18 protein-coding genes are annotated in these 24288 nt (G+C 49.4%); 1 reads left to right on the forward strand and 17 read right to left on the reverse strand.

The window, feature by feature from the left end:
* Positions 1-211: 211 nt before the first annotated feature.
* The 14 genes from glnA to L6H70_RS13180 form a co-directional block, all read right to left on the reverse strand.
* The gene (gene glnA, locus L6H70_RS13115; protein ID WP_236333707.1) at positions 212-1636 is read right to left on the reverse strand and encodes a type I glutamate--ammonia ligase; all 1425 of its coding nucleotides are present in this window, start codon (positions 1634-1636) and stop codon (positions 212-214) included.
* Positions 1637-1920: 284 nt separating this feature from the next.
* Positions 1921-2967 carry a 3-deoxy-7-phosphoheptulonate synthase gene (gene aroF / locus L6H70_RS13120; protein ID WP_236333709.1) on the reverse strand — a complete coding sequence of 349 codons (1047 nt, stop codon included), beginning with the start codon at positions 2965-2967 and terminating at the stop codon, positions 1921-1923.
* A gap of 267 nt (positions 2968-3234) precedes the next feature.
* Entirely contained in the window at positions 3235-4191 is a 957-nt protein-coding gene (locus L6H70_RS13125; RefSeq protein WP_236333711.1) for a 4-hydroxy-3-methylbut-2-enyl diphosphate reductase, read from the reverse strand.
* A 60-nt stretch (positions 4192-4251) separates the two neighbouring features.
* Positions 4252-5703 carry a sensor histidine kinase gene (locus tag L6H70_RS13130; RefSeq protein WP_236333712.1) on the reverse strand — a complete coding sequence of 484 codons (1452 nt, stop codon included), beginning with the start codon at positions 5701-5703 and terminating at the stop codon, positions 4252-4254.
* Position 5704: 1 nt separating this feature from the next.
* The gene (locus L6H70_RS13135; RefSeq protein ID WP_054939696.1) at positions 5705-6394 is read right to left on the reverse strand and encodes a response regulator transcription factor; all 690 of its coding nucleotides are present in this window, start codon (positions 6392-6394) and stop codon (positions 5705-5707) included.
* A gap of 122 nt (positions 6395-6516) precedes the next feature.
* Positions 6517-8181: a S1C family serine protease gene (locus L6H70_RS13140; RefSeq protein WP_236333714.1), complete on the reverse strand. Its 1665-nt coding sequence runs from the start codon at positions 8179-8181 to the stop codon at positions 6517-6519.
* A gap of 305 nt (positions 8182-8486) precedes the next feature.
* The gene (locus tag L6H70_RS13145) at positions 8487-9143 is read right to left on the reverse strand and encodes a response regulator (RefSeq protein WP_236333716.1); all 657 of its coding nucleotides are present in this window, start codon (positions 9141-9143) and stop codon (positions 8487-8489) included.
* 3 nt (positions 9144-9146) lie between these two features.
* Positions 9147-10184 carry a HAMP domain-containing sensor histidine kinase gene (locus L6H70_RS13150; RefSeq protein WP_206103971.1) on the reverse strand — a complete coding sequence of 346 codons (1038 nt, stop codon included), beginning with the start codon at positions 10182-10184 and terminating at the stop codon, positions 9147-9149.
* Between the two features lie 3 nt (positions 10185-10187).
* Positions 10188-11273: a cell wall-active antibiotics response protein LiaF gene (gene liaF / locus L6H70_RS13155; protein WP_236333718.1), complete on the reverse strand. Its 1086-nt coding sequence runs from the start codon at positions 11271-11273 to the stop codon at positions 10188-10190.
* Between the two features lie 386 nt (positions 11274-11659).
* Positions 11660-11860 carry a hypothetical protein gene (locus L6H70_RS13160; protein WP_236333719.1) on the reverse strand — a complete coding sequence of 67 codons (201 nt, stop codon included), beginning with the start codon at positions 11858-11860 and terminating at the stop codon, positions 11660-11662.
* 133 nt (positions 11861-11993) lie between these two features.
* Positions 11994-12596, reverse strand: coding sequence for a 3D domain-containing protein (locus tag L6H70_RS13165; protein WP_236334042.1), 603 nt, complete (start codon positions 12594-12596; stop codon positions 11994-11996).
* Positions 12597-12983: 387 nt separating this feature from the next.
* Positions 12984-14921: a threonine--tRNA ligase gene (gene thrS / locus L6H70_RS13170; protein WP_236333721.1), complete on the reverse strand. Its 1938-nt coding sequence runs from the start codon at positions 14919-14921 to the stop codon at positions 12984-12986.
* Between the two features lie 495 nt (positions 14922-15416).
* Positions 15417-15590: a type II toxin-antitoxin system antitoxin gene (locus L6H70_RS13175; protein WP_236333723.1), complete on the reverse strand. Its 174-nt coding sequence runs from the start codon at positions 15588-15590 to the stop codon at positions 15417-15419.
* A 13-nt stretch (positions 15591-15603) separates the two neighbouring features.
* On the reverse strand, positions 15604-16446 hold the full coding sequence (locus tag L6H70_RS13180; protein ID WP_236333725.1) for an SPFH domain-containing protein: 843 nt from the start codon (positions 16444-16446) through the stop codon (positions 15604-15606).
* Between the two features lie 191 nt (positions 16447-16637).
* Between L6H70_RS13180 and L6H70_RS13185 the strand changes: the two genes are divergently transcribed.
* The gene (locus L6H70_RS13185) at positions 16638-16820 is read left to right on the forward strand and encodes a transcriptional regulator (protein ID WP_236333728.1); all 183 of its coding nucleotides are present in this window, start codon (positions 16638-16640) and stop codon (positions 16818-16820) included.
* A gap of 156 nt (positions 16821-16976) precedes the next feature.
* Here L6H70_RS13185 and L6H70_RS13190 read toward each other — a convergent pair whose 3' ends face one another.
* From L6H70_RS13190 to L6H70_RS13200, 3 genes are all read right to left on the reverse strand, one after another.
* The gene (locus L6H70_RS13190; RefSeq protein WP_236333730.1) at positions 16977-21281 is read right to left on the reverse strand and encodes a bifunctional 2',3'-cyclic-nucleotide 2'-phosphodiesterase/3'-nucleotidase; all 4305 of its coding nucleotides are present in this window, start codon (positions 21279-21281) and stop codon (positions 16977-16979) included.
* Positions 21282-21780: 499 nt separating this feature from the next.
* Positions 21781-22917, reverse strand: a complete 1137-nt coding sequence (mqnC, locus tag L6H70_RS13195; RefSeq protein ID WP_236333732.1) for a cyclic dehypoxanthinyl futalosine synthase — start codon at positions 22915-22917, stop codon at positions 21781-21783.
* A 186-nt stretch (positions 22918-23103) separates the two neighbouring features.
* Entirely contained in the window at positions 23104-24288 is a 1185-nt protein-coding gene (locus tag L6H70_RS13200) for a PLP-dependent transferase (RefSeq protein ID WP_236333734.1), read from the reverse strand.

The following is a 24288-nucleotide window of genomic DNA, read 5'->3' on the forward strand; positions in this document are numbered from 1 at the left end:
CTTTTATCAGTAAATTCTGCTGACGCAACAGAAGCCTCTGATGCTAATTCTAAGGGCGAGACTCTCCTGCTGCACCAATACACCACTGTGACGCACTAAATCTAACCAAGGGCATTACAGAGCCTTCAGCCTTCATTTAAAAGCACATAAAGAAGCCCCCGGGAGGACCCGGGGGCTTCTAAAGCAAAGCTTATTTAAGATTTAATCGATCTTACATATCAAAGTACAGGGAGTATTCGTGCGGATGAACACGGATAGCAACCTCTTGTGCTTCTCCACGTTTCAGAGCGATATAGTTGTCAATGAAGTCTTTAGTGAAGACGCCGCCTTCAGTCAGGAATTCATAGTCAGCTTCCAAAGCGTCAAGCGCTTCATTCAGGCTGCCTGGAACGCTGCGGATCTTCCCTTTGTCAGCATCAGACAATTCGTAGATGTTCTTGTCCAGTGGACCGTAACCCATTTCTTCAGGGTTGATCTTCTTTTTGATTCCGTCCAGACCCGCCATCAGCATAGCCGAGAAAGCCAGGTAAGGGTTAGCAGTGGAGTCAGGAGTACGGAATTCAATACGACAGCCCTTAGGTGTTACAGCAGCTACCGGGATACGGACAGCAGCGGAGCGGTTACCTTTGGAGTAAACCAGGTTAACTGGTGCTTCATAACCAGGTACCAGACGTTTGAATGAGTTAGTACTTGGGTTAGTCAGCGCGATCAGTGCCGGAGCATGATACAGGATACCGCCGATGTAGTTGAGCGCCATTTCACTCAGGTTCGCGTATGCTCCTTTTTCGTAGAACAAAGGCTCGCTGCCGTTGAAGATGGATTGGTGAACGTGCATGCCGCTACCGTTATCGCCGAACAGTGGTTTAGGCATGAAAGTTGCTACTTTACCATATTGGCGTGCTGTGTTTTGAACAATATATTTGTAAGTAAGGAGATTGTCAGCTGTTTTCTTCAGGGTGTCAAAACGGAAGTTGATTTCCGCTTGGCCTGCAGTCGCCACTTCATGGTGATGGCGTTCGATTTCAAGGCCTGCTTCGCTAAGCAAGCGGCACATTTCACTGCGGATATCCTGTTGGGAATCCACTGGAGCTACCGGAACATATCCGCCTTTAACGCCAACTTTGAATGCAAGGTTGCCGCCTTCGTCTTTGCGGTTTGTGTTCCATGCTGCTTCTTCGGAATCTACGAAGAAGGAAGAGCTGTTCATTCCACTTTCGTAACGCACATCGTCAAAGATAAAGAACTCGGACTCAGGTGCGAAGAAAGCTGCTGTACCCACACCGCTTGCTTGCAGGAACTCTTCCGCTTTTACTGCGATACCGCGCGGGTCGCGCTCATAACGTTCGCCGTCAGGTGTGAAGATGTCACACATAACATTCAGCGTCGGGTGAGCTGTAAAAGGATCGATGTATGTAGTACTTGGATCAGGCATCATAACCATGTCCGATTCTTCGATACCGCGGAACCCTTTGATGGAAGAACCGTCAAAAGCTACACCATTTACAAATGTCTCTTCTTCCACTGCGGATGCTGGCAATGAGATATGGTGAGCACGTCCACCTAAATCTACAAACCGAAAATCCACCCACTCGATATTGTTTTCCTTGATCGTCTGCAACACTTTTTCAACCGACATGAATTAATTCCTCCCCAAGTTCCGAACATTAGGCCGCTCACAGTATCAAATGTTCTTGTTTTAATTTTTTTACTGTCGTCATTATAAAACTCAAACCTAACATCGTCAATGCTTATGTCAGGTATTTCTGACGACAATGTAAGATATTCTGACGCTTTCGTGAAAAACGCTTAGCCTGTCCTAAATAGTGACATACGGTTTCTGCTGTAACTGAAATAGGTCCTCTTCCTCCGCCCGTGAGCGGCAAAGAGGACCGTAAGCCAGACTGATTTCTTCTGCTTGAATTAGGCGATAGGAGCCGCTTCAAGCGAATTTGAGAACTTGCGTCCCACGATCGGCGCAAGCTTCTCCAGATCTCTCAGCAGCTTATCAAACTGCTCAGGGAACAGGGATTGGACCCCGTCACCTGTCATGGAATTGTCCGGATCGGTATGCATTTCGATAATCAGACCATTGGCACCGGCAGCAACTGAGGCTTTTGCCATTGGCTCCACTAATTCGCGGCGGCCTGTGCCATGGCTTGGATCGGAAATAACAGGCAGATGGCTCAGGTTCTGAAGCACCGGAATTGCAGACAGATCTAGCGTATTGCGTGTGTACGTTTCAAAGGTCCGGATGCCGCGCTCACACAGCATAACATCCCGGTTACCTCCGGCCAGAATGTACTCCGCCGCATTGAGCAGCTCATCATAGGTTGCGCTGAATCCGCGTTTGAGCAGCACCGGGCGGCCGCAGGTTCCCAGCTTGCGCAGCAGATCAAAATTCTGCATGTTGCGCGTGCCTACCTGCAGAATATCAGCGTGTTCCGCACAAATATCAACATACTCGGGAGTCATTACCTCAGTGATGGTAAGCAGGCCGTGCTTTCTTCCGGCCTCGGCCATCATAGTCAGGCCTTCCACACCTACACCCTGGAAGCTGTAAGGACCCGTCCGCGGCTTGAATGCTCCGCCGCGCAGCACCTGGCCGCCGGAAGCCTTGACCAGCCGGGCAATTTCATCGATCTGTTCAGGGGACTCAACAGCGCAAGGGCCGCCCATAATGACGAGATTTTCTCCGCCGATCTTAACACCGCGGATATCAATAATAGTATCCTCGGGATGGAAGTCACGGCTGGCCAGCTTGTAGGATTTGGTGATTTTTACGACATTCTCTACGCCCTTCATCTGCCGCAGATGCTCTGCAAGCTTCGGCGTCACTCCGCCAACCAAACCGATTACCGTATGATCCGCTCCCCGCGAAAGATGAACCTGCAGACCTTCTTTTTCAATAACTGCAATAATATCATTTACCTGGTCCTGCGGTGTTTGATTGGATGTAATAACGATCATATTATAGCTCCCCTTTTAGGCCATTTATTCTCAAATAATGTCCCGATTATGATAAAATACTATTTCGCTACGACGCGTGTGTGCTTTTAAGCGCTAAAGTGATTTTACCGCATATTGCATCTTACGTCAACTTTTTTTCCCGGAAAACACGCTGGATCTACCAACACTTTCCATGAAAAAGTATTTAACCTAAGAAAAATGCACCCGGCCCCAAACAGGAACCAGGTGCAGCTTATATGATAAAAATAAATTCATAACTCCAAGTCATTAAGTTGCACTTGTCGTCTTGTTCTTCACAGGCGGAAGAAGCTTCGCCATATTCACTGTACGCTTAATCTCCCAAGTCTCAGGCAGCGCCGGATCGTATTGCTCCAGGTAGCTGATGACTTCCTTCGTGATCGGGGTTGGTGTAGAGGCACCGGAGGTTACCCCAACCTTGGAAATTCCCTGCAGCCATTCTGTGTTCAGCTCGGATACATCAGAGATCCGGTGAGCGGGTACACCGGCAATTTCCTCAGACACCTGAGCCAGACGATTGGAGTTGTTGCTGCGGGGATCGCCGACAACAATCACCAGATCACATTGGCCGGCTTGCTCTGCTACCGCTTCCTGCCGCACCTGGGTAGCCATGCAGATCTCATTATGGACCTCAGCACCAGGGAAGGTCTCCAGTAGCTTTTTCATAATATGCTTAATATCCCACTGGCTCATCGTGGTCTGGTTCGTGATAACGATCCGCGAGGAAGGGATAGACAATCCGGCAATCTCTTCTTCCTTTTCAATCAGATGGACATGGTCTGGAGCAATACCAACGGCGCCTTCGGGCTCCGGATGGCCTTTTTTGCCAATATAAATAATCTCGTAGCCTTCAGCTACTTTCTCCTGGATAAGGTCATGTGTCTTCGTCACATCTGGACAAGTGGCGTCAACGGTAGTTAGACCCTTGGCACGGGCCATCTTGCGGACTTCCGGCGATACGCCATGTGCAGTGAAAATGACGGTGCCGCTATCCACTTTATCGAGAATATCCAGACGGTTATGCCCGTCCAGTGTGATGATTCCGTCGTCCTCAAAGGAATTCGTAACATGAGTGTTATGCACAATCATGCCAAGTATATAAATCGGCCGGGGCAGATCAAGATTTTGTGCGGCCTGCCGTGCCATAACCATGGCATCGACGACACCGTAGCAATAGCCCCGGGGAGAAATTTTAAGGACTTCCATGTATTTTCACCGGCTTTCTGCAGTCAATGACAGCTGTAATAGGACCTGATCTATTATACCCTATTCCAGCGGCGGAGCAAAGAGAAGCGGCAGCCAGATGATGAAGGTAGTGCCCTCTCCTTGACGGGTTACCACTTCTACAGAGCCGCCATGTTCATCAATAATCCATTTGGCAATCGAGAGCCCAAGGCCGATTCCTTCCGTAATGCCCCGTGATTCATCCGCCCGGTAGAAGCGGTCAAAGATATGAGGCACCTCGTCCTTATCCATCCCGATTCCGGTATCCTTGATCCGGATCCCTACCTGGTTCTGATAGAATACAGCATCCATTGTAACTTCACCGGACGGTGTATATTTAAAGGCATTATCGATGAAAATGAACAGCATCTGCTGCAGATAATCCTTATTGCCCACAATATATTTGCCGTTCATATGGCTCAGGTCACCAATGGACCATTCGGACTGGCGCGGCAGGAAGGAAGCCCTGCGGGCTACTTCAGTCATTAGCGGCTCCAGTGCCACCGGTTCCTTGTCAAAGGTGCGGCCGGTATCGGCACGCGCCAAGGAGAGCATATCGGCTACGAGGCGGCTCATGCGTTTCGATTCATCGGCGATATCCTTCACGGATTCGATGGACAGCTGGCGGATTTCCGCCTCGCTCATTCTGCTCTGTTCCGGCTCCATCTCCCAGATTTTTTGCAGCAGATCGATATTGCCGCGGATTGTTGTGAGCGGGGTGCGCAGCTCATGTGAAGCATCGGACACAAACCGGCGCTGGGTAGCATAGGAATCTTCCAGCTCTTTATAGAACCCTTCCATCCGCCCAAGCATGCTGTTGACCGTCTCAATCAGCCGGCCAATTTCATCCGGCGGTCCGTCATAGACAATCCGGGAACTCAGGTCCGTGCCGGTCTGTATACCGTTAGCTGCCTCAATGACTTTGCCGATCGGGCTCATCGACTTACGGGCCAGGAACAGGCCAAATGTAAACGCTGCTATCAGTGTCGCAAAGGAACCAACCAACAGAATGTTCTTTAGCCTGGCCAGCAGTGTCACCTGCTCCCCGGTATAGACGGCTACCTGAAGCACAGCCGAATGGGTTTCGTTCGTGCTGACTACTTCAATAGCCTTCTGGTAGATCAGAAACGGATTGCCACCGTAAGTTGCCTGCAAGAACCCCTGCTGTTTGGAGACAGCATCCTTTGCAGGGACCTTCAACTCCAGATTGATCTCCGCCATGTTCTGGCTGGGAATCAGTTTTTCCAGATCATAAATGTACAATTGGGCAAATAGACTTTGTCCGGCGGGACCGCCGAGGATTTGTTTCAAAGTACCGTCGTTATAGTCTATGCCTACCTTAAGGTCTACTTGCTGGGCCTGCTTCATCAGCCGCTCTTTCAAATCCCCATACGTATTAATATAGACAAAACCGTAAATTGCGGCTGATAAGGCCAGCAGCATAACGGCCAAAATCCCTGAATACCAAGCTGTCAGCCGCAATTTAATAGACATGTTAATTGTCACCTCTTAGAATGTAACCGGCTCCCCGGATCGTCTGAATCAAACGTTTACCGCCATGCTCCTCCGTCTTCTGACGCAGCATGGCGATGTATACCTCAAGCACATTGGATTCTCCGCTGTAGTCATATCCCCAAATTTTGTCCATGATCAGATCACGGGATAATACACGCTTCGGATTCTGCATAAACAGATGCAGCAGTTCAAATTCCTTCGCCGTCAGCTCCAGCCGTTTGCCGGCACGGGTGACTTCACGGGAATCCACATCCAGTGTAATGTCCTCATAGGAAACCGACTGGTCCGGATTTCCTCCTTGTTCACTCTTGCGGCGCAGCAGCGCCCGCACACGGGCCAGCAGTTCTTCCAGTGCGAATGGCTTCACCAGATAATCGTCCGCTCCCAGGTCAAGCCCCTTTACACGATGTTCAATTTCGTCCTTGGCCGTCAGCATCAGCACGGGCACACTGCTCCCGCCCTCGCGTAGACGCCGGCACACTTCAAAGCCGTCCACCTGCGGCATCATGACATCAAGAACAACCACATCAGGATCGCTGGTCAGGACGGCACGCAATCCGTCCGCGCCGTTAGAGGCCGTTTTTACGTCATAGCCTTCAAAGGCCAGGCCACGCCGCAGCATGGAAATTATCTTTTCATCGTCATCAATAATTAAAATATTCGGTCGCATCAAGCAGCCCCCATTGTCCAAATCATTTAAATCTATTGTAGCATGAATGTAAGGTTTCACGTCCAGTAGCAGCACAAACGGAAGGGTCTCCCCTTCCGTTTGTGCTTTACCGTCCGGTGTGTTTATTTCCCTTGGGAATTCGTTTTGGAGGTATCAAAATCATTTTTATTTCCGATTGTAACCGGAAGCTCCAGCTTTTTGCCGTCACGTACAACATTCAGGGTTACTTTGTCGCCAACCTTCAGGGACTGAATGTAAGTAATCAGATCCTGGCTTGTAGCGTATTTGGTACCATTCACACCTGTAATAATATCGTAAGGGCGCAGATCTGCAGTATAAGCCGGCGACTTGAAGACAATCTCAGCAACTACGGATCCCTCCTTAATGTCAGTACCCATTTGTTTGGCAACTTCATCCGTAATGGTCATCAGCGATGCGCCAATGAACGGTACCGGTTCCTTCGGAATTTCCTGATTGGCTTCCAGCTTGTCGACAACCTCTTTAATGGTATTGACGGCAATCGCAAACCCGATACCCTGCGAATCCGTGCTGACTGCGACGTTCATCCCGATAACCTGACCGTTCAGGTTAAGCAGCGGGCCGCCGGAGTTCCCCGGATTGATCGAAGCATCGGTCTGCAGCAGATTTTTGTAATTGCGTGTGCCGCTTCCGTCTTCTTCATTGATATCGATACTGCGGTCCTTCGCACTGAGCACACCGGCTGTAACGGTATGATCGAAGCCCTGCGGATTACCAATCGCTACAACCTCGGAGCCAACCTTGATACTGTCGGAATCACCAAGCGCTACTGTAGGGAAATCCGCACCTTCAATCTTCAGCACTGCAAGGTCCAAATCTTTGCTTGCGCCAAGCAATTTCGCTTCATATGGCTTTGTAGTGCCGTCCACAGTAACCTGGATAACATCAGCATTTTCGATTACGTGCTGGTTAGTCAGAATATAACCGGAGGAATCATAGATGAAGCCTGTTCCGATTCCGTATGGAGTGAGCTGTGTAGAATTCGAATTGGAATCCGACTGTGAATTCTCATCAGTGCCGGAAGAGTTGCTGCCCCCGAACTGGTCACCGAAAAAGAATTGCGAGAATGGATCGCTCATATTCGGATTAGAGGAGCTTCTGCTGGAATTCGTTTTTACTAGAGTTTCAATTTTGACGACAGCAGGCCCCACCGCATCAACTACGCTTGAGACATCCGTTGTTCCTGTAAACAGATTCGTAGTGGAGGTTGAAGGTGTAACATTGGCACTACCAACCGCTGTTTTCGCTGTTGTGCTTGCTACTGCTGCCGTTGTCACCTGATCCCCTGTGAACCAGTTGCCCCGGTCTGCCATGAACATCGATCCGGACAATACGACCATTCCGGCCAGGAACGAGATCAGCACTGCTTTTACCGGTTTCTTAGGCTTGCGGTTATATTGCCAGCCATTGCTTCCTTCTGGACCGTTTCCGCCTCGTCCGCCATTTCCGTCATTACCGGTAGTGCGCAGCGAAGTGCTGTAAGGAAGCTGTTTGACCGGCTGCGGAGGCGTAACCTCAACACGCTCAGGCTCAAGCCGGCTATAGTGCTGTCCGTTCTCCGGATTCACTTCATCATTGTTAAGCGATTTAAAAGGGCCATAGGAATAATAGTAGGAAGAGCTTGACTCAGAAGATTGGTTATTATTGCTGCTGTTGTTAGTGTCATTACTGCTGCTATTGGAGTTATCCCATTCCCGGTCCGTGGTGGGTTCATGATCACGATTGAAGTTGTTTTTGTTATCGTCCATTGTTTACGTTCCTCCCGTGCCTTGTCTGTCTGACAAGGAGTAATGTTTTCTTCTTGATCTTATTTTGTACTTTAAACCTTAAGTTCACATTAAAAACAATTTAAGCGGAGATAAAAACTGGGGGGCTCTAGGGTGAGACTAGCAAAAATCCGTGAATGATAGAGAAAAAAAGCCCGAACGCTTAGAACGCGCCGGGCCGGAACAAGGGCAAGATCAAATACTTAAACATAACTAGGACAGATATATAATTTGAAAGTTTATGATAAACCTTATCTTCAAGTAATACTTAAAGCGTTGCGGCATGCTTATCCTTGCTGCGCCCAGCCTTTGCGGTGGGCGTATATAGCCAGCTGTGTACGGTCATCCAGTTCGCATTTCATCAGCAGGTTGCTGACATGCGTCTTTACCGTTTTAATGCTGATATGCAGTTCCTCACCGATGTCCTTATTGGTCTTGCCTTCGGCAATAAGGAGCAGAACCTCTTTCTCCCGTTCGGTTAAACCAGAGGAATCGCCCTGAACGGTACGCTGCCGGATGCCGCGGGTCAATGCCTGAGAGACATCACCGGTCATTACCGGCATACCCCGGTAAGCGCCTTGCAGCGCATAGATTAGCTCTTCAGCGGAAACCGTTTTGAGCACATAGCTGACCGCCCCGGCTTCAATTGCATCCACTACAAGATCATCTTCCAGGAAGCTGGTGAGGATGACGATTTTGAGTCCCGGAAATTCAGCCAGCACGGCACGGGTCGTCTCGGCCCCGTTCATGACCGGCATCATCAGATCCATCAGCACCAGATCCGGCAAGCCTTCCTGTCCCCATCCGCGCAGCATATTCAGCGCTTCTGCCCCATTCCCTGCTTCGCCAATGACCTCGAACTTCGGATCCAGCATCAGATAGGTTTTGAGCCCCATCCGCACCATGTCATGATCATCCACCAGCAACACTTTTATGACACTCATGTTCTATTCCTCCTGTTCCTGATTGCCTTGCACAAACTTAGGAATATGTACGCGGATCGTCGTTCCCGCTCCTTTGCGGCTGATAATCTCCACTTGTCCGCCCAGCTTTTCCGCACGCTCGCGCATCGTAGTCAGACCATAAGAGCCTTGCTTATGCTGCACATGCTCAAACCCTTGGCCGTCATCGCTGATGCTGAGCACCACCTGCCGTGGCGCTTCACGCAGAGACAGACTGACCACCCTTGCTCCGGCATGCTTAACGATATTCGCCATGGACTCCTGGATAATCAGAAAAAGCTGATGCTCAATCGCCTCCGAGAGCTCCCCTTGCAGCTCTAGCTCCTTGACTCCCTTAAGCCCATTTTGCCGGCAGTAGTCCGGAAACCACTTCTCCAGTGCTTCAAACAGATTGCGGCCTTCCAGTTCTACCGGGCGCAGCTGGGCAATCAGAGCTCTCATCTGTTTCTGTGCCATTTGCGACATCGTAATGAGCTGATTCATTACCGTCATCCCATGCTCTTCATTCCGTTCCAGCACTTTAGGCAGCGAAGAAGCGGACATATGGATCGCGAACAGCTGCTGGCTCACCGTATCATGCAAATCACGGGCCATCCGCCTCCGCTCTTCCAGTACCGCGCTCTCCGCTGCCTTTTCCTTCTCAATTACCTCTTGCTCACCCAGCCGCTGCAAAATCTGCATCTTGTTCTCAACCGTATCCATCATGATATTGAACTCGTGGTACACCCGGGCAAAAGACTGGTCATCACTCTCCGGCATCCGGACGGAAAGATTACCTTTGGCTACCTGTAACATGTTCAGATCGAGATGGTCGATCCGGCGCTGAATCCGCTGTCCGGCCATGTAGCCGACCACAACATTGAACAGCACAATGCCAATACTCAGATACAGCCACATCCGGTAATCCACAACTTCGATGTAGTTAAGGCATGTCCCGGCATACACGAGCCCGGCAGCGACGCCTCCGCTAAGCAGGAAATAGAGCAGCAGCAGCCATTTGGTATTGCTGAAGATCGTCCCCATCCGTTAACCCACCGTTTTAACCTTTATATCACCGATAAAAGCACTCACGTTAATCCGGACTTTTTTGCCTGCTTCCTTATAATATGGCGTCTTGCACTGTACGCTGCTCATGAAACCGCTGCGCGATTCCTCCAGCACCTGCATATCACCGATAAAGGAGCTGCTGTTCACAGAAACCCCAAGGTTCATATCATCCGGGATATAGACTTTAATGTCGCCGACAAATGCGGAGATATTAATTTTGGTCTCACCGTAAGGAATCTGCGCGTTTGTCAGGTCCAGCACAGTGTCCCCGATGAACTGCGAGATATTGGTGTGCTTCAGTTGAAAATGCTCCTTACCCATGTGCACATCACCGATAAATGCGGAACGGTTCGTTGTTTCCTTATGGTTACTCGCTTCATGAAATTCCTCATGCCATTCGCCGTGTCTGCGGGCATGACGTTCCTGGCGCTCCTGCCGTCTGCGTTCATGCCGTTCCCGGTTATCCTGCCAGCGGGCTTCCGATGCCGACTGAAAATACCCCTTGTTTCCCTGATCCTGTTCATTCTCATCCGAATCTTCTTTATGCAGATATTTATTCCAATCGCGCTCACCGGCAGGTTTGCCGAATTTCTGTTCAAACTGCTCATCCAGTGTGGATTCCAGCGGTTTCGGAGGCTCAGCATCAGGAGTTCCGGGTCCGGGCGGATAAAAGTTAGGTGGCGCTGGCGGTGCCGGAGGTACAGGTGGTGTATGGTCACGCGGCTTAAAGATAACAAACAGCCCGCCGCCAATCAGCATCACCGGAATCAGCATTTTGAAAAAATCACCGGCCGATACATCGAACCACTCCAAATTGCGGCCCAGAAAATAAACCCCGAGCGCCATGAAGAAAAATCCCCAAAATGCGGACGAACCTTTCGAGCCGCGCTCGCCTGTAGAGAGAAAATTTTGTAACCCCATCCATATAAGAATGAGCGGCCAATAATCTGAAATCAGAGAACCTATACTAAAATCGGTATATCCCATCTGTCTCAGAAGAAACATCCAACCGAGTCCTATCAGGATCAAGCCGCCGAGAATCTGGCTGGTGAACCTTCTTTTCATCTGTCATTTCTCCTTTATTTGTGATGTCCACGTTTATCTGTTACTTATAGCCTTAGTCTACAACATCAACTGCGCTGCGAACAGCGGCGTGAGAAGTAAACTTGCCTCAGTCTCGGGACCGAGCTGTCACCCGAATGAACGTATGGAAGATGCCTGATCTCCGTAAGCAGAAACGGATACCGTCCTATAAGGAAGGTATCCGTTTCTGCGAAAAATATAAAGGATATTTTATAGCGTACAACCTAAACTTTATCTCAAAAAAAGACTGCTCCGCAGCTCAGAACATGAGCATATAGCGGAACAGTCCAAATGTAGCATATCGGTGTAAGATTAAACGTTCACAGCATTACTGCTGCGGTTATTGCAATGGTTTGAGAAAACACACCTTACTTCGTTGTGCCGTCATTTTCAACAGCAAACTCTGCATTGTATTTTTCATTCGGTGTTTTATAGTTTTCTTGTACCTTTTGCCCTGCTTTGGAGAATGTACCTTGCTGCGTTGCGCCGTCATTCTCTACAGCAAACTCCGCATTGTATTTTTCATTCGGTGTTTTATAGTTCTCTTGTACCTTTGATTTTTTAGCCACTGAATTTCACCTCCCTGTGTGTTCTCGGAAGAGGCACTTGCTTTGCCCCAGTCCGTATTATGGGAAGCTCAGGGCCGTATTATGCATCCCTAAGTGAAATAAATTTCAAGCTGTCAGCTTGGATATGGCTAGCCTAGATAATCTCTTCCAGCAGGTTTTGCGGAACTGTATTATAAGTTTGAATCGCTTTGCCTAAGTTCTTCAGCATGCTCTCCGTACATTTCCCGTTACCGCGTTTGATCAGCTGAACGACCACTGTTTTTTTGCCCCATTCCTTATACACCTGTTTGGTAGTGGCAAAATATAAGTCGATCTTCCGTCCCTTGATCGCTGAACCGGTATCCGCCACCACAGCGTATCCGTAACCCGGGATATAAAGAATACTTCCCAGCGGCAGAACCTTGGGATCGGCAGCGATGGTAGAAACTGCATTTTTATCCCGGCGTACTTTGACACCTGAGTAGGTAATGCCGTATTGCGGATGTTTGGCTGTTTTACCGGTTGACTCATAGCCTGCTGTATATCCCGTTGCCGTAACCTTCAGCGAAGTAATGATCTGCTCCGGTGCAGGTGCAGCTACCGTAACTGATGCAGGCTGCTTGGCAGCTGTATCCGTCTTCTTGCCGGAAGGTGCCGAAGTCGCTTTGGGTGCATTTGTTGCCGATGGTTGCTTAGCTCTTGAAGTGCCCCCGAGCTGGGAAGCCTCTGTATTTAGGGCCTCCTGTGAATATACAATGGCACGGCCTGTAGACTGCTGCTGCTCCGCTCCGCTTCTGCTTGTAAAGAAGGGTGAATCCTGTGTATTTTGGAAATTACCTGGCTTCATTGTGCTGACGCTTAGCTGACCTGCAGTGTCTGCCATCCCGCTGGCCTCTACTGACTTGCTTCCATAATCCGGATAGATACCGGCTGCAGTCAATACAAGTACCATCGTGACAATCAGACACCAAAACCTCTGGCATAAGCCCATTTTGTTCATTTGTTAAACCTCCCCCTATTAGCGAAGGTTTCCCGTTTCACAAAATTTTATACATGAAGCACGATTCTTCGGCTTCACGAGGCTGATGACAGAGGTTTTTATTGGGTGGCTATTAGCCGGATTGCGGCAGAGCTCCCGGCAAAATTAAATTACGCGGCCGGAAATTTCCGCATTCAGCGATTCGATAACTTCATCAAGCGGTTTCGCTCCGAGATCGCCTTCTCCGCGTTTGCGGATTGATACAGAACCGGCATTCATCTCATTCTCACCGACTACGAACATATATGGTAGCTTCTCCAGCTGGGCTTCACGGATCTTATAGCCCATCTTCTCATTGCGCAGATCGACCTCAGCCCGGATGCCGCTCTTGAGCAGCTTCGCTTCGACTTCCTTGGCATAGTCATCAAAGGCTGAAGATACAGGTATAATCTTAACCTGCTGCGGTGACAGCCACAGTGGTAGGGAACCTGCAAAGTTCTCCAGCAGGAAAGCTACAAAACGTTCCATGGTACCAAGAATTCCGCGGTGCAATACGACCGGACGGTGCTTGTTACCATCATCGCCGACGTATTCCAGTTCAAAGCGCTCAGGGAGCAGGAAGTCGATTTGTACAGTAGACAGAGTTTCTTCCTTACCCAGCGCCGTGCGGATTTGTACATCCAGCTTCGGTCCGTAGAAGGCAGCTTCGCCTTCCGCTTCAAAGAACGGCAGACCCGCTTCTTCGGCTACCTCGCGCAGCATACGCTGTGCAGTTTCCCACATTTCATCGTTCTGGAAATACTTCTCTGTATCCTGCGGATCACGGTAGGACAAGCGGAAGCGGTAATCATGAATACCGAAATCGCTGTATACCTGTTTGATCAGCTCCAGCACGCGTTTGAATTCGCTCTTGATCTGATCCAGACGGCAGAAAATATGCGAGTCATTCAGCGTCATGGAGCGTACACGGTGCAAACCAGTCAACGCGCCGGACATTTCGTAGCGGTGCATCGTGCCCAGCTCAGCAATACGGATCGGCAGATCACGGTAGCTGTGCATCGAGCTCTTATAAATCATCATGTGATGCGGGCAGTTCATCGGACGAAGCACAAATTCTTCAGTGTCGATGACCATTTTAGGGAACATGTCTTCCTGGTAGTGCTCCCAGTGTCCGGAAGTCTTGTACAGCTCTACGTTACCTAGTACAGGAGTGTATACATGCTGATAACCAAGGCTTGCTTCCAGATCCACAATATAGCGTTCAAGAATACTGCGCAGCTTCGCGCCTTTTGGCAGCCAGATCGGCAAGCCTTGTCCAACCAGCTGGTTGAATGTGAAAATTTCCAGTTCTTTGCCCAGCTTGCGGTGGTCACGTTTTTTCGCTTCCTCCAGCAGGTGCAGATGCTCGTCCAGCTGTGCTTTTTTGATCCAGGCAGTACCGTATACACGCTGAAGCATTTTATTCTTGCTGTCTCCGCGCCAGTAAGCCCCGGCCACATTCATCAGCTTGAACACTTTGATCTTCGAAGTCGAAGGTACATGCGGACCGCGGCAGAGGTCGAAGAACTCGCCTTGTTCGTAAATTGAGATCACGCTGTCTTCCGGCAGAGCCTCAATGAGTTCCAGCTTATAAGGATCGCCCAGTTCTCCAAAAATCTCAAGCGCTTCCTTACGGCTGACTTCTTTGCGCACAATCGGCAGATTCTCGTTAACGATGCGTTCCATTTCCTTCTCAATCTTCAGCAGATCCTCCGGATTAAGCGGATGCTCCAGGTCCATATCATAATAGAAGCCGTCCTCGATAACCGGACCTACCCCAAGCTTAACTTCCTTCGCACCGAACAGTCGTCTAACTGCCTGAGCCATCAAGTGCGCTGTACTGTGGCGCATAACTTCAAGGCCTTCCGGGGAATCCAGGGTTACGATCTCCACCAGAGCGCCCTCCTCCAGAGGGGTCGACAAATCGACAACGACTCCATTGAGCTTACCTGCGGCTGCATTCTTGCGAAGTCCGCTGCTGATCGAAGCGGCTACATCCTCGATGCTGCTTCCGTTCTCATATTCCCGGACCGATCCGTCCGGCAGTTTAATACTTACTGACATTGTTGTTCCTCCTAAGGGATTGATTAGCCATCACTAATTACCGTGGCGAAAACTTCATTTGTTGAGCCCGCGCGCGGCGGCGGATTCTGCGGAACGGAAGAATCCACGCATACAAAAAACACCCGTCCCGCAAAGGGACGAGTGATTGCACCCGTGGTTCCACCCAAATTCGATTCCAGTAACAGAATCCTTCGTCAGCATGGAATAACGGCCATGAACCGGCGGTTCTTACAGTCCCGGGCAGACAACGTACCAGGAGTTCATAACCGCAGCTATAAAGGGGTAGATCGAATGCCGGATACCGGAGGAAATTGCAGCCTTGTTCCCTCTCTCTGAAGCGGTCCTGAATCAACGATCCATATCTTTGTCGAAGCTGTTAACGTGAATTATGGAGTAATTATAAATCTGTCGCCAGCTTCCGTCAAGCCTGACGGCGGTCGACATTCAAAATATGACATTCAAGCAGCTTAGCGCAGGTGAAGTTTCCTGTACCAGTCACTCCTCTTCCCGGCTTTTTTTGCCCGGCAAGCGGCCCGCCCGCTTCAAAGACTCACGCAGCAAGTATTCAATATGTCCGTTAACGCTGCGAAACTCCTCTCCCGCCCAGCGTTCCAACGCTTCGTGCAGCTCAGGATCGATCCGCAGCGGAAAGCTTTTTTTGGCCGCCATAATGGACCGTCCTCTAGTACAACGAGCCGGCGTTGATGACCGGACTCGCTCCGCGCTCCGACACAATCGCCACCATCAGATTGTTGATCATTGCCGCTTTGCGTTCTTCGTCGAGCTCCACCACACCGCTCTCTTTAAGCTGGCGGATAGCCATATCCACCATGCCGACTGCACCTTCCACAATAATCTGCCGCGCAGAGAGAATCGCAGAAGCCTGCTGGCGCTGCAGCATGGTGCTGGCAATTTCAGTTGAATACGCTAAATGGGTCAGACGTGCTTCAATCACTTCTACCCCGGACAAGGAGAGGCGTTCCTGCAGTTCCGTTGCCAGCTCTTTGGCAATTTCGTCAGCGTTGGCCCGCAGCGACATCCCGGACTCGTTAAAGTTGTCATACGGATATTTACTGGCTACATGACGCAGCGCTGTCTCACTCTGGATTTCCACAAAGGCCATGTATTTATCGACATCGAACAGCGCCTTAGCGGAGTTGATGACTTTGAAAACAATTACTGCTGCAATCTCAATCGGATTTCCCTCTACATCATTCACCTTAAGCTTAACACTGTTGAAGTTGCGTACCCGAAGGGACACTGTCTTGCGGATACTAAAAGGAATAACTGCCCATAAACCGCTGTGCACAATGGTTCCGACGTATTGCCCGAAGAATGTTACCACAACCGACTTATTGGGCTGTACCACACTAATACTGGTGCACAACACCGAAGCAAGGACAAAAAGAATAATCGGCACCGTGATATACGCCTGAACTGCTCCGTAAACCCCGCCTCCGATACAAATGGCGATCAGTGCAATCACCCAGAAACCACTTACCGGACGCAATACTTTTTCTTTCATAATGGCACCTCCATAAGATATGTATTTGATATAATTATGATATCACTTTTGGATTTATATGTAAATGGATTCTGTGAATTTTTTTGTGCTCGATCCCACAAACATCACTGCATTTCCCCCGACACTCTTCTATACTACAAATCTAAGAAGTCATTCTTTCAATTAAAATTATAGGGTTAGGAAGTGTACACATGAGTGTAAAAGATCAGGTGCTGGATATTCTCAAAGCTTCAGCAAATCCGCTCAGCGCAGGCGAAGTAGAAAAGCTCTCCGGACTGGAACGTAAAGCCATCGACAAGGCTTTTACAGAGCTTAAGAAGGAAAGCGCAATTGTTTCTCCGGTCCGCTGCAAATGGGAAGCTGCTGTAAAATAAAATGGCTTACAGGCAAGAAATGTGAAAGGCCCGGTGTGATACGCACCGGGCTTTTTCACATGAGCAACGAAACTGCATTTAATGAAGATAATAAAAAAGATGCTCCGCCAGCCATCCGGAGATGACTGACGAAACACCTTTTGTACAATTGAAAGATTAGGAAGCTTTGTTATTCAGCATACGATAAATAATGACTGCAGCTTGCGCACGGTTCGCGATCGCTTTCGGTGCGAATTTACCGCCGTCTACACCATTTACAATTCCCGCCTGAGTCAGCTTTGCAACAGCTTCCTGAGCGTAAGAGGCAATGGAGGACTTATCAGCAAATTGTCCAAGGGCTGCCGAAGTGTCAATCTTAGGCAATTGAGCTCCAAGAGCATTAACGATCATAATCGCCATTTCTTCGCGGGTTATTTCACGTCCCGGTTCGAATTTGCCGTTTCCGGAGCCTTTGACAAGGCCCGCTTGGACAGCAGCAGCGATAGAGTCGGTATACCATGCTCCCTGCTTCACATCCTTGAAGCTTGCGGATGGACCGGAGTTGCTCAGGTTCAGAGCACGAACGAGCATCGTAACAAATTCAGCACGGGTAACGTTCTTCATTGGTGCGAAGTTACCGTCCTCAAGTCCCTTCAAGATCCCTTTTGCAGCCAGGGAGGTGATGGCTTCTTGAGCCCATACCACCTTGCTCAGATCCTTGAACGGTACTGCCGAAGGAACCGGCTTCACTGTTGGTGCCGGTGTTGCCGAAGGAGCAGGGCTTGTTGTTGGTGCCGGTGTTGCAGTTGGTGTTACTGTTCCGCCTGGGATGGCTACAGGAGGCTTCACATTATTCGTAATACGGCCTTCGATTTTGGCTGTAATGGCGCCGCCTTTGAATGTGTCTACGATGTAATCATAGAATACATCCAGATCGATCGGACCGGCCAGCGGGTTTTTGTCTTGAGTCAGCACGATGTAGTTGTCTCCACCGGCAGCCATAAAGTTGTTGACGACTGCGGTGTAGGTCTGCGTCATGCTGATTGGTGTGCCGTCAGCTTTGGTCAGGCTGGCAATCCGCTGATCAACCGGCAGATACATATTAGCTGTATACTTCAGGCCGGAAATTTGCAGGGTTTTCGTATCCGGCGTTCCGTCAGCCTTCACAGCCCATTGCTGCTGCAGCAGGGTTTTGATCTGCTCACCGGTAAGCTTCAGCTTCACGAGTGTGTTGCCGAACGGCTGGATTTTGGCCAGATCGCCGAAAGATACATTTCCCTTCGGAAGATCGGCACGGATACCGCCCGGATTCATAAAGGCGAAATCAGCAGTAGGGACTCCATCGCCGAAATCTGCCTGCCGCATAGCGTCAGCAATCAGGTTGCCCAGGGCAGCCTCATTGTTGTAAACATCGGTACGGGTGATTGTGCCGTCAGTTGTACCTACAGGAAGCGTCAGCTCAGGATGCAGAGCCAAGTACTTGTTCACCAGAGCTACCGTCTCAGGATCTGGTGTTACACCCTCTTGGAAAGTTTTAGTAACAGTTGCAGACTTCGCTTTAACATCACCTGTGTTGTGGTCAATAATCAGCTTAATATCTTCAAATGCCGAACCGTAAGAGTAAGCCTGAACTACCAGCTTACCGTTCACAGTATCGTTAGCATAACCGTGATTATCTCCGGCCACGATCACATCAACCGGCGAGTCAGCCGGCAGGGCTTTGGCCAGATCAGCCGCTTCACCTGTTGTTACAAAGCCTGAAGTTGCATCGCCTTTAGTTGTAGCAGGATCATGGGCAAGCACAATGATCGTCTCTACACCTTTTTGCTTAAGCTCTTTTGCATATTTCTCAATTGCTGCCACTTCTTCCGAAGCAGACAGGAAGTTTACACCTACCAGGCCGGAAGGGGCTACCTTGCTAGGTGTCGCCTTTGTTACAACGCCGATAAATCCGATTTTTACGCCGCCTACTTCTTTAATGACGTAAGGATTGATGATCGGTTGTTTGTAAGTACTGTCTACCACATTGGCATTGATGTAATCAAAATCAGCACCAGCATGGGTTATTTTACTGTTCTTAGGATCAACACCACCGAAAATCTGTGTTTTCAGTGCTGGAACACCTTGGTCAAACTCATGGTTACCCAGTGTTCCGACATCAAATCCCATCATGTTCATCCACACATGTGTTGGCTCATCACGTTCAAGTGAGGACACTGGAGCGGATGCACCAACGGAATCCCCGTTGTGGAACAGTAGCGAATTCGTATATTTAGCACGTGCTTCTTTCAGGTAAGTTGCGAGAATCGCAGCCGTACCCGCATTTTTGCCGTCCATAATCGAAGTAGTATCCAATTGACCGTGGAAGTCATTGATCCCCAGCAAGTGAACCTCAACATCCTGGGTTGGTTTCACCGGTGTTTCTTTCAGATTAAGGCCGTAAACCTCAAAGCCCTTCGCATCTTTAACACCAGTATCCGTCATATTGCCCGGCAGTACAGCCGTCGCTTTAGGAGAAGAAGTGAAGGTAACATTCACATTTCCCTTGATTGGTGCAATCGACCAGTTGCCGTCTGCAGTCGGGTCAACCGTACCAGCTTCTCTGATGTAGTCCATCAGCACCTGGCGGTTTTCCATTTGGGAATCGATTATCATAGGCGAACCCTTAACGCCAGGGAAGTTACCGCCGCCGCTCGCGCGGTAGTTATTAGTAACAACTACGAATTTCTGGTTCAAATCAAGCGGTTTTCCACCGTAAGTTACGCTGGTTACCCGGCTGGAGGATGCATCGTTGATCGTACCGTCCGGTTTGTATTTCGCGTTCTTAGTTACGTCAATAGTGTATTGAACACCGTCAATTACGTCGAAGTTGAAAACTTGGAATCCGGAGTTCAGCAGAGGCTGCGGTGTGGAAATTGCCGGTTTGATCCGGTTAAATGCACCCGCACTCATTTCGATCCAATTTTTCACTGTCTCGCCGTTAACAACAATTGCCTTCAGCGTATTGTCATACAAGTACAAGTCGCTTGCACTGGCGATAGTCAGATTCCCTTCGTTAATCTCAGTGTACTCTGCCGGACCATTGCGTCCAGCCTTAAACGGAGCACCCACACTAAGAATAGGATAATCCTTGTATTCGGACAACGCCGGGTCGGAATTGATCAGGTTCGAAACATAACGCTGCTGGGCGTAAGTTACGATCTGAACCGTTGGATCATCCTGTACCATAGCGAAGTAGCTGTTCATCGGAGCAGTGGTTTTACCCAGCGGCTGATTCACATAGGCTTTGGTTGCTTCATGGTCTGCAGAAGTTACGGCATCAATCGCCGGATCCACTTTTGCGCCAGCGATAGAAACCGTGGATGCCTTAGAGCTGTCTTTATCCACTTTCCACGCACTGCCGTTTTGAACAATCTTAAGATCGATCAGCCCCAGATACCCGCCGCCGTAACCGGCTTGTACTGCTGGAGTACCGTTGATATGACCGTTAACATTGTCAATTTTGGCAACATCGTTATTATAAGGAGCCTTAGTCGCAGGATCCTTGAACGAAGCATCCAACGCAGAATCCACACCGTTAGTCGGGAAAACCTTGTGTGTATGAGAGAAAGTAATAGCGTCGATGCCTGCCACTTTACTCAGCTGGTTGATATCATTCTCTGCGCCTTCTCCAGTCGCAGAAGCATCAAAGCCTGAATGAGCCATGGCGATGATGACATCAGCACCCTTAGCCTTCATCTCAGGAACAAACTTCTCGGCTGTTTCGCTGATATCCTCAACTTTCACTTGGCCATCCAGATTCGCTTTGTCCCACTCCATAATTTGCGGAGTTACCAGACCGAGCAAACCCACCTTTACGGTATGGTTTTGACCATCAGAACCCTTGACTACTTTATCGATGATTTCATAAGGCAGATACTTATTTGAACCATTGATGTTATAGATATTGGCATTTACATAATCAAAATTCGCACCTGTATTATCTTTGTCGCTGCCATTAATGGTACGGTCCAAATACGTCAACCCGTAGTTAAACTCATGATTACCGAAGGTTGCTGCATCGTAGCCCATAACGTTCATAGCTGCAATGAGAGGATGAATCCGTTCATCGTTAGTAAGTAGATCCGACTTGATCGCCATATATGTTCCCAGCGGAGTTCCTTGAATCAAATCTCCGTTGTCGAGCAAAAGATTATTGCTGTTCTGTTCTCTGGCTGCTTTAACCAGCGTTGACGTACGATCAAGTCCTACCGTCAAGGATTCAGCATTCTTGTAATAATCCCAGCCGTATACATTGGTGTGCACATCCGTAGTGCTCATCAGACGCAGATCCACTGTCACCGGAGAGGCTTCTGCCGCGGCAGCTTGTGCTGTATCTGCTCCCAAAACTGAACCTGCGAATACCCCTCCCAAAACTTGCGCAGTCAGAACCGTGGTTGCCAGTATAGAAGCTACCGGCTTGTTCCATCGTCTTTCTCCCATAAGCGATTAATCCTCCCAGTTTTTTCTTTATAGTGACCGAGGAAGATTGTATCATATGGGAATATATGAATCTAGCGAAAATCATAAACTAAGTTCAATAGTTGTGTAAAATATCACATTTTTAGCATTGAATTTAGTTGTGACGCCTCATTTAAAAGTAAACATATGGCAAAAGAGTCACCCTAACTTTAATTCAAAAGGTAATTCTTATGACTCAATAAGTAAAATAACATCACACAAATACTCAAATACAATTACTCGTTGATTTAAATATAGTTTATTTTAGTAAAATTTTGATCAAAAATAACCCACAACCTTCATATCGTGTTAGATAACATATAAGTTTGTGGATTTTATTTCAATTAAACACCAAATATTTGAATTAATACCCCTTACCTCCATTGTGTCGCCTTACGTCACAATTCGACAAACCGTGCATAATAAAACCCCGCAAAACAGTGGATCACTGCTTGGCGGGGTTTATGCGCATTTGTATATATTAGTTCTGCATTACAAAATCATTGTCGATCTTCGTGTTCCCGTCCTCGAAGGTACGCAGAATGTCGTAGCGCGTGTTGCGCTGTGCCGGAATCTTGCCTGCTTCACGGATCAACTGGGTGATCGATTCGATGTTGACCTTGTAGGTGGCACCGGCCGATGAGACCACGTTTTCTTCAATCATGGTGCTGCCAAAATCATTACAGCCGTATTGGAGTGACAGCTTACCTACCTCCGGTCCCATCGTTACCCAGGAGGACTGGAAGTTTTTGATGTTGTCCAGGACAAGGCGGCTGATAGCCACCGTCTTCAGGTATTCTTCCGGAGTCTGTCTGTCCAGCTTCAGGTTGGTGTTATCCGGCTGGAAGGTCCAGGAGATAAACGCCAGGAAGCCTTCGGAATCATATTTATTCGCAATGCATTCATCCTGGGCTTCGCGAACACGCAACAGATGCAGCGCACGCTCCTCCATGCTCTCGCCAAGACCGATAACCATGGTTGCCGTAGTGTTCATGCCGATTTTGTGCGCAGTCTGCATGACATCCATCCACTCGCGCCAGGAGCCTTTGAGCCGGCTGATTTTGCGGCGGGTACGGTCATCAAGAATCTCGGCTCCGCCGCCCGGAAGGGAATCCAGGCCTGCGGCATGAATCTCGCGGACCACTTGCTCCAGCGGTAATCCCGATACCTCGACCATCTTCATAATCTCCGCCGGGGAGAAGGAATGCATCGTAATTTCCGGGAAACGCTGTTTAATGCCGCGGAGAATATCCGTATAGTAGCTGAACGGCAAATTCGGGTTCGTCCCGCCCTGCATGAGGATTTCGGTGCCGTTCACAGCAATCGTCTCGGCGATTTTTTGATAGATGGTTTCGTCGGGAAGCACATACCCCTCTTCCGAACCAGGTCTGCGGTAGAACGCGCAGAACCGACAATACACATCGCATACGTTGGTATAGTTAATATTGCGTCCAATTACAAATGTAGCGATCGGATCGGGGTGCCAACGTTTCATAATGACGTCTGCGGCAGCTCCCATTTTCTCAATTTCGTTGCTCTCGAACAACCGGATAGTGTCTTCCAGCCCGAGACGTTCGCCTTTCAGCGTCTTATCCAGAATAAGATCTATCGCACTCATCGTTCGCAGCCTCCTTTAAAGTCCATACAATATGGTTGATAAATTCTAGTTGTTAATAGGAATCTTATAAATTGCATTCATTCTCCCATCGTAACATAAATCCCGCCGGCTTGAAAAATCTTTTGCCGCCGGCTCCCACAAAAAAGACGGCAGCGCATGAACCTCGCTGCCGTCTTCCTTAAATAATTATTCAGCTGTCACAGCCTGCTCCAGCTCGATCCGCGCCGCTTCGAGTGCCTGGGCAAGGTCAGCAATCAGATCATTTACATGCTCAATGCCGACGGAGAAGCGCAGCAGACGGTCATCCACACCGACTGCATCGCGAATTTCCACCGGAATGTCGGCATGGGTCTGCACTGCCGGATAGGTCATTAGCGATTCCACACCACCCAAACTTTCAGCGAAAGCGATCAGACGGATATGGCGCAAGAGCGGCTCCACATATCTGGCGTCTTTTACCTTGAAAGAGAAGATTCCGGTATTCCCGGAGGACTGGCGGTTCTGAATCTCGTAGCCCGGATGATCCGGCAGCCCCGGATGGAATACTTCCCCGATTGCCGGATGCTCCAGGAGATAACGGGCAATAGCCAGCGCGTTACTCTCATGCCGCTCCATGCGCAGGGCCAGGGTCTTCATGCCCTTCATCAGCTGATAGCTGTCGTTAGGAGCAAGAACAGCTCCAAGAGAGTTGTGCAGGATGGCCATTTCTGCGGAGAGCTCAGCTCCTTTAGTCACGATCAGACCCGCCAGAACATCATTGTGGCCGCCCAGATATTTGGTCGCGCTGTGGACAATAATATCTGCGCCCAGCTCCAGCGGACGCTGGAAGAACGGAGTGAGCAGCGTATTGTCTACAATTGTGAGCAGCCCATGCCGGCGGGCCCACGTACAAACAGCCGATATATCGGTTATCATCATCAGCGGGTTGGTCGGAGTCTCAATGAACACAGCCCTCGTACTCGGACGGCGTGCCGCTTCCAGGCCATCCAGGTCATTAGTATCCACATAGGAGGCGCTGATGCCGTACTTCGAGAGAATCCGTTCCAGCAGCCGGTAGGTGCCGCCATACAAATCCAGCGAAACAACCAGATGGTCGCCTTGGCCGAACAAAGCAAACACGGTGGTTAACGCTGCCATACCGGAACTGCAGGCAAAGCCGGCATCGCCGGATTCCAGCTCGGCCGCAGCCGTTTCCAGCACCGACCGGGTCGGGTTTTTGGTGCGGATGTAATCAAACCCTGTGCTTTGTCCAAGTCTCGGGTGGCGGAATGCCGTTGCATTATAAATCGGATAATTCACTGCACCGGTAGCAGGATCCTCCTGTGAGCCAATCTGCGCCAGTCTGCTTTCAATCCTTAGTTTCTCGTCCAT

This window comes from Paenibacillus auburnensis, from assembly GCF_927798115.1.
Classification (GTDB): domain Bacteria; phylum Bacillota; class Bacilli; order Paenibacillales; family Paenibacillaceae; genus Paenibacillus_AQ; species Paenibacillus_AQ auburnensis.

Bases quoted from the DNA above. Each gene is read 5' to 3' on its own strand.
- L6H70_RS13190 (WP_236333730.1), bottom strand. From the start codon at position 21,281: ATGGGAGAAAGACGATGGAACAAGCCGGTAGCTTCTATACTGGCAACC.
- L6H70_RS13185 (WP_236333728.1), top strand. From the start codon at position 16,638: ATGAGTGTAAAAGATCAGGTGCTGGATATTCTCAAAGCTTCAGCAAAT.
- L6H70_RS13145 (WP_236333716.1), bottom strand. From the start codon at position 9,143: ATGAGTGTCATAAAAGTGTTGCTGGTGGATGATCATGACATGGTGCGG.
- L6H70_RS13125 (WP_236333711.1), bottom strand. From the start codon at position 4,191: ATGGAAGTCCTTAAAATTTCTCCCCGGGGCTATTGCTACGGTGTCGTC.
- mqnC (WP_236333732.1), bottom strand. From the start codon at position 22,917: ATGAGTGCGATAGATCTTATTCTGGATAAGACGCTGAAAGGCGAACGT.
- L6H70_RS13135 (WP_054939696.1), bottom strand. From the start codon at position 6,394: ATGCGACCGAATATTTTAATTATTGATGACGATGAAAAGATAATTTCC.
- aroF (WP_236333709.1), bottom strand. From the start codon at position 2,967: ATGATCGTTATTACATCCAATCAAACACCGCAGGACCAGGTAAATGAT.
- L6H70_RS13130 (WP_236333712.1), bottom strand. From the start codon at position 5,703: ATGTCTATTAAATTGCGGCTGACAGCTTGGTATTCAGGGATTTTGGCC.
- L6H70_RS13175 (WP_236333723.1), bottom strand. From the start codon at position 15,590: ATGGCGGCCAAAAAAAGCTTTCCGCTGCGGATCGATCCTGAGCTGCAC.
- L6H70_RS13150 (WP_206103971.1), bottom strand. From the start codon at position 10,184: ATGGGGACGATCTTCAGCAATACCAAATGGCTGCTGCTGCTCTATTTC.
- L6H70_RS13180 (WP_236333725.1), bottom strand. From the start codon at position 16,446: ATGAAAGAAAAAGTATTGCGTCCGGTAAGTGGTTTCTGGGTGATTGCA.
- liaF (WP_236333718.1), bottom strand. From the start codon at position 11,273: ATGAAAAGAAGGTTCACCAGCCAGATTCTCGGCGGCTTGATCCTGATA.
- L6H70_RS13140 (WP_236333714.1), bottom strand. From the start codon at position 8,181: ATGGACGATAACAAAAACAACTTCAATCGTGATCATGAACCCACCACG.
- glnA (WP_236333707.1), bottom strand. From the start codon at position 1,636: ATGTCGGTTGAAAAAGTGTTGCAGACGATCAAGGAAAACAATATCGAG.
- L6H70_RS13200 (WP_236333734.1), bottom strand. From the start codon at position 24,288: ATGGACGAGAAACTAAGGATTGAAAGCAGACTGGCGCAGATTGGCTCA.
- thrS (WP_236333721.1), bottom strand. From the start codon at position 14,921: ATGTCAGTAAGTATTAAACTGCCGGACGGATCGGTCCGGGAATATGAG.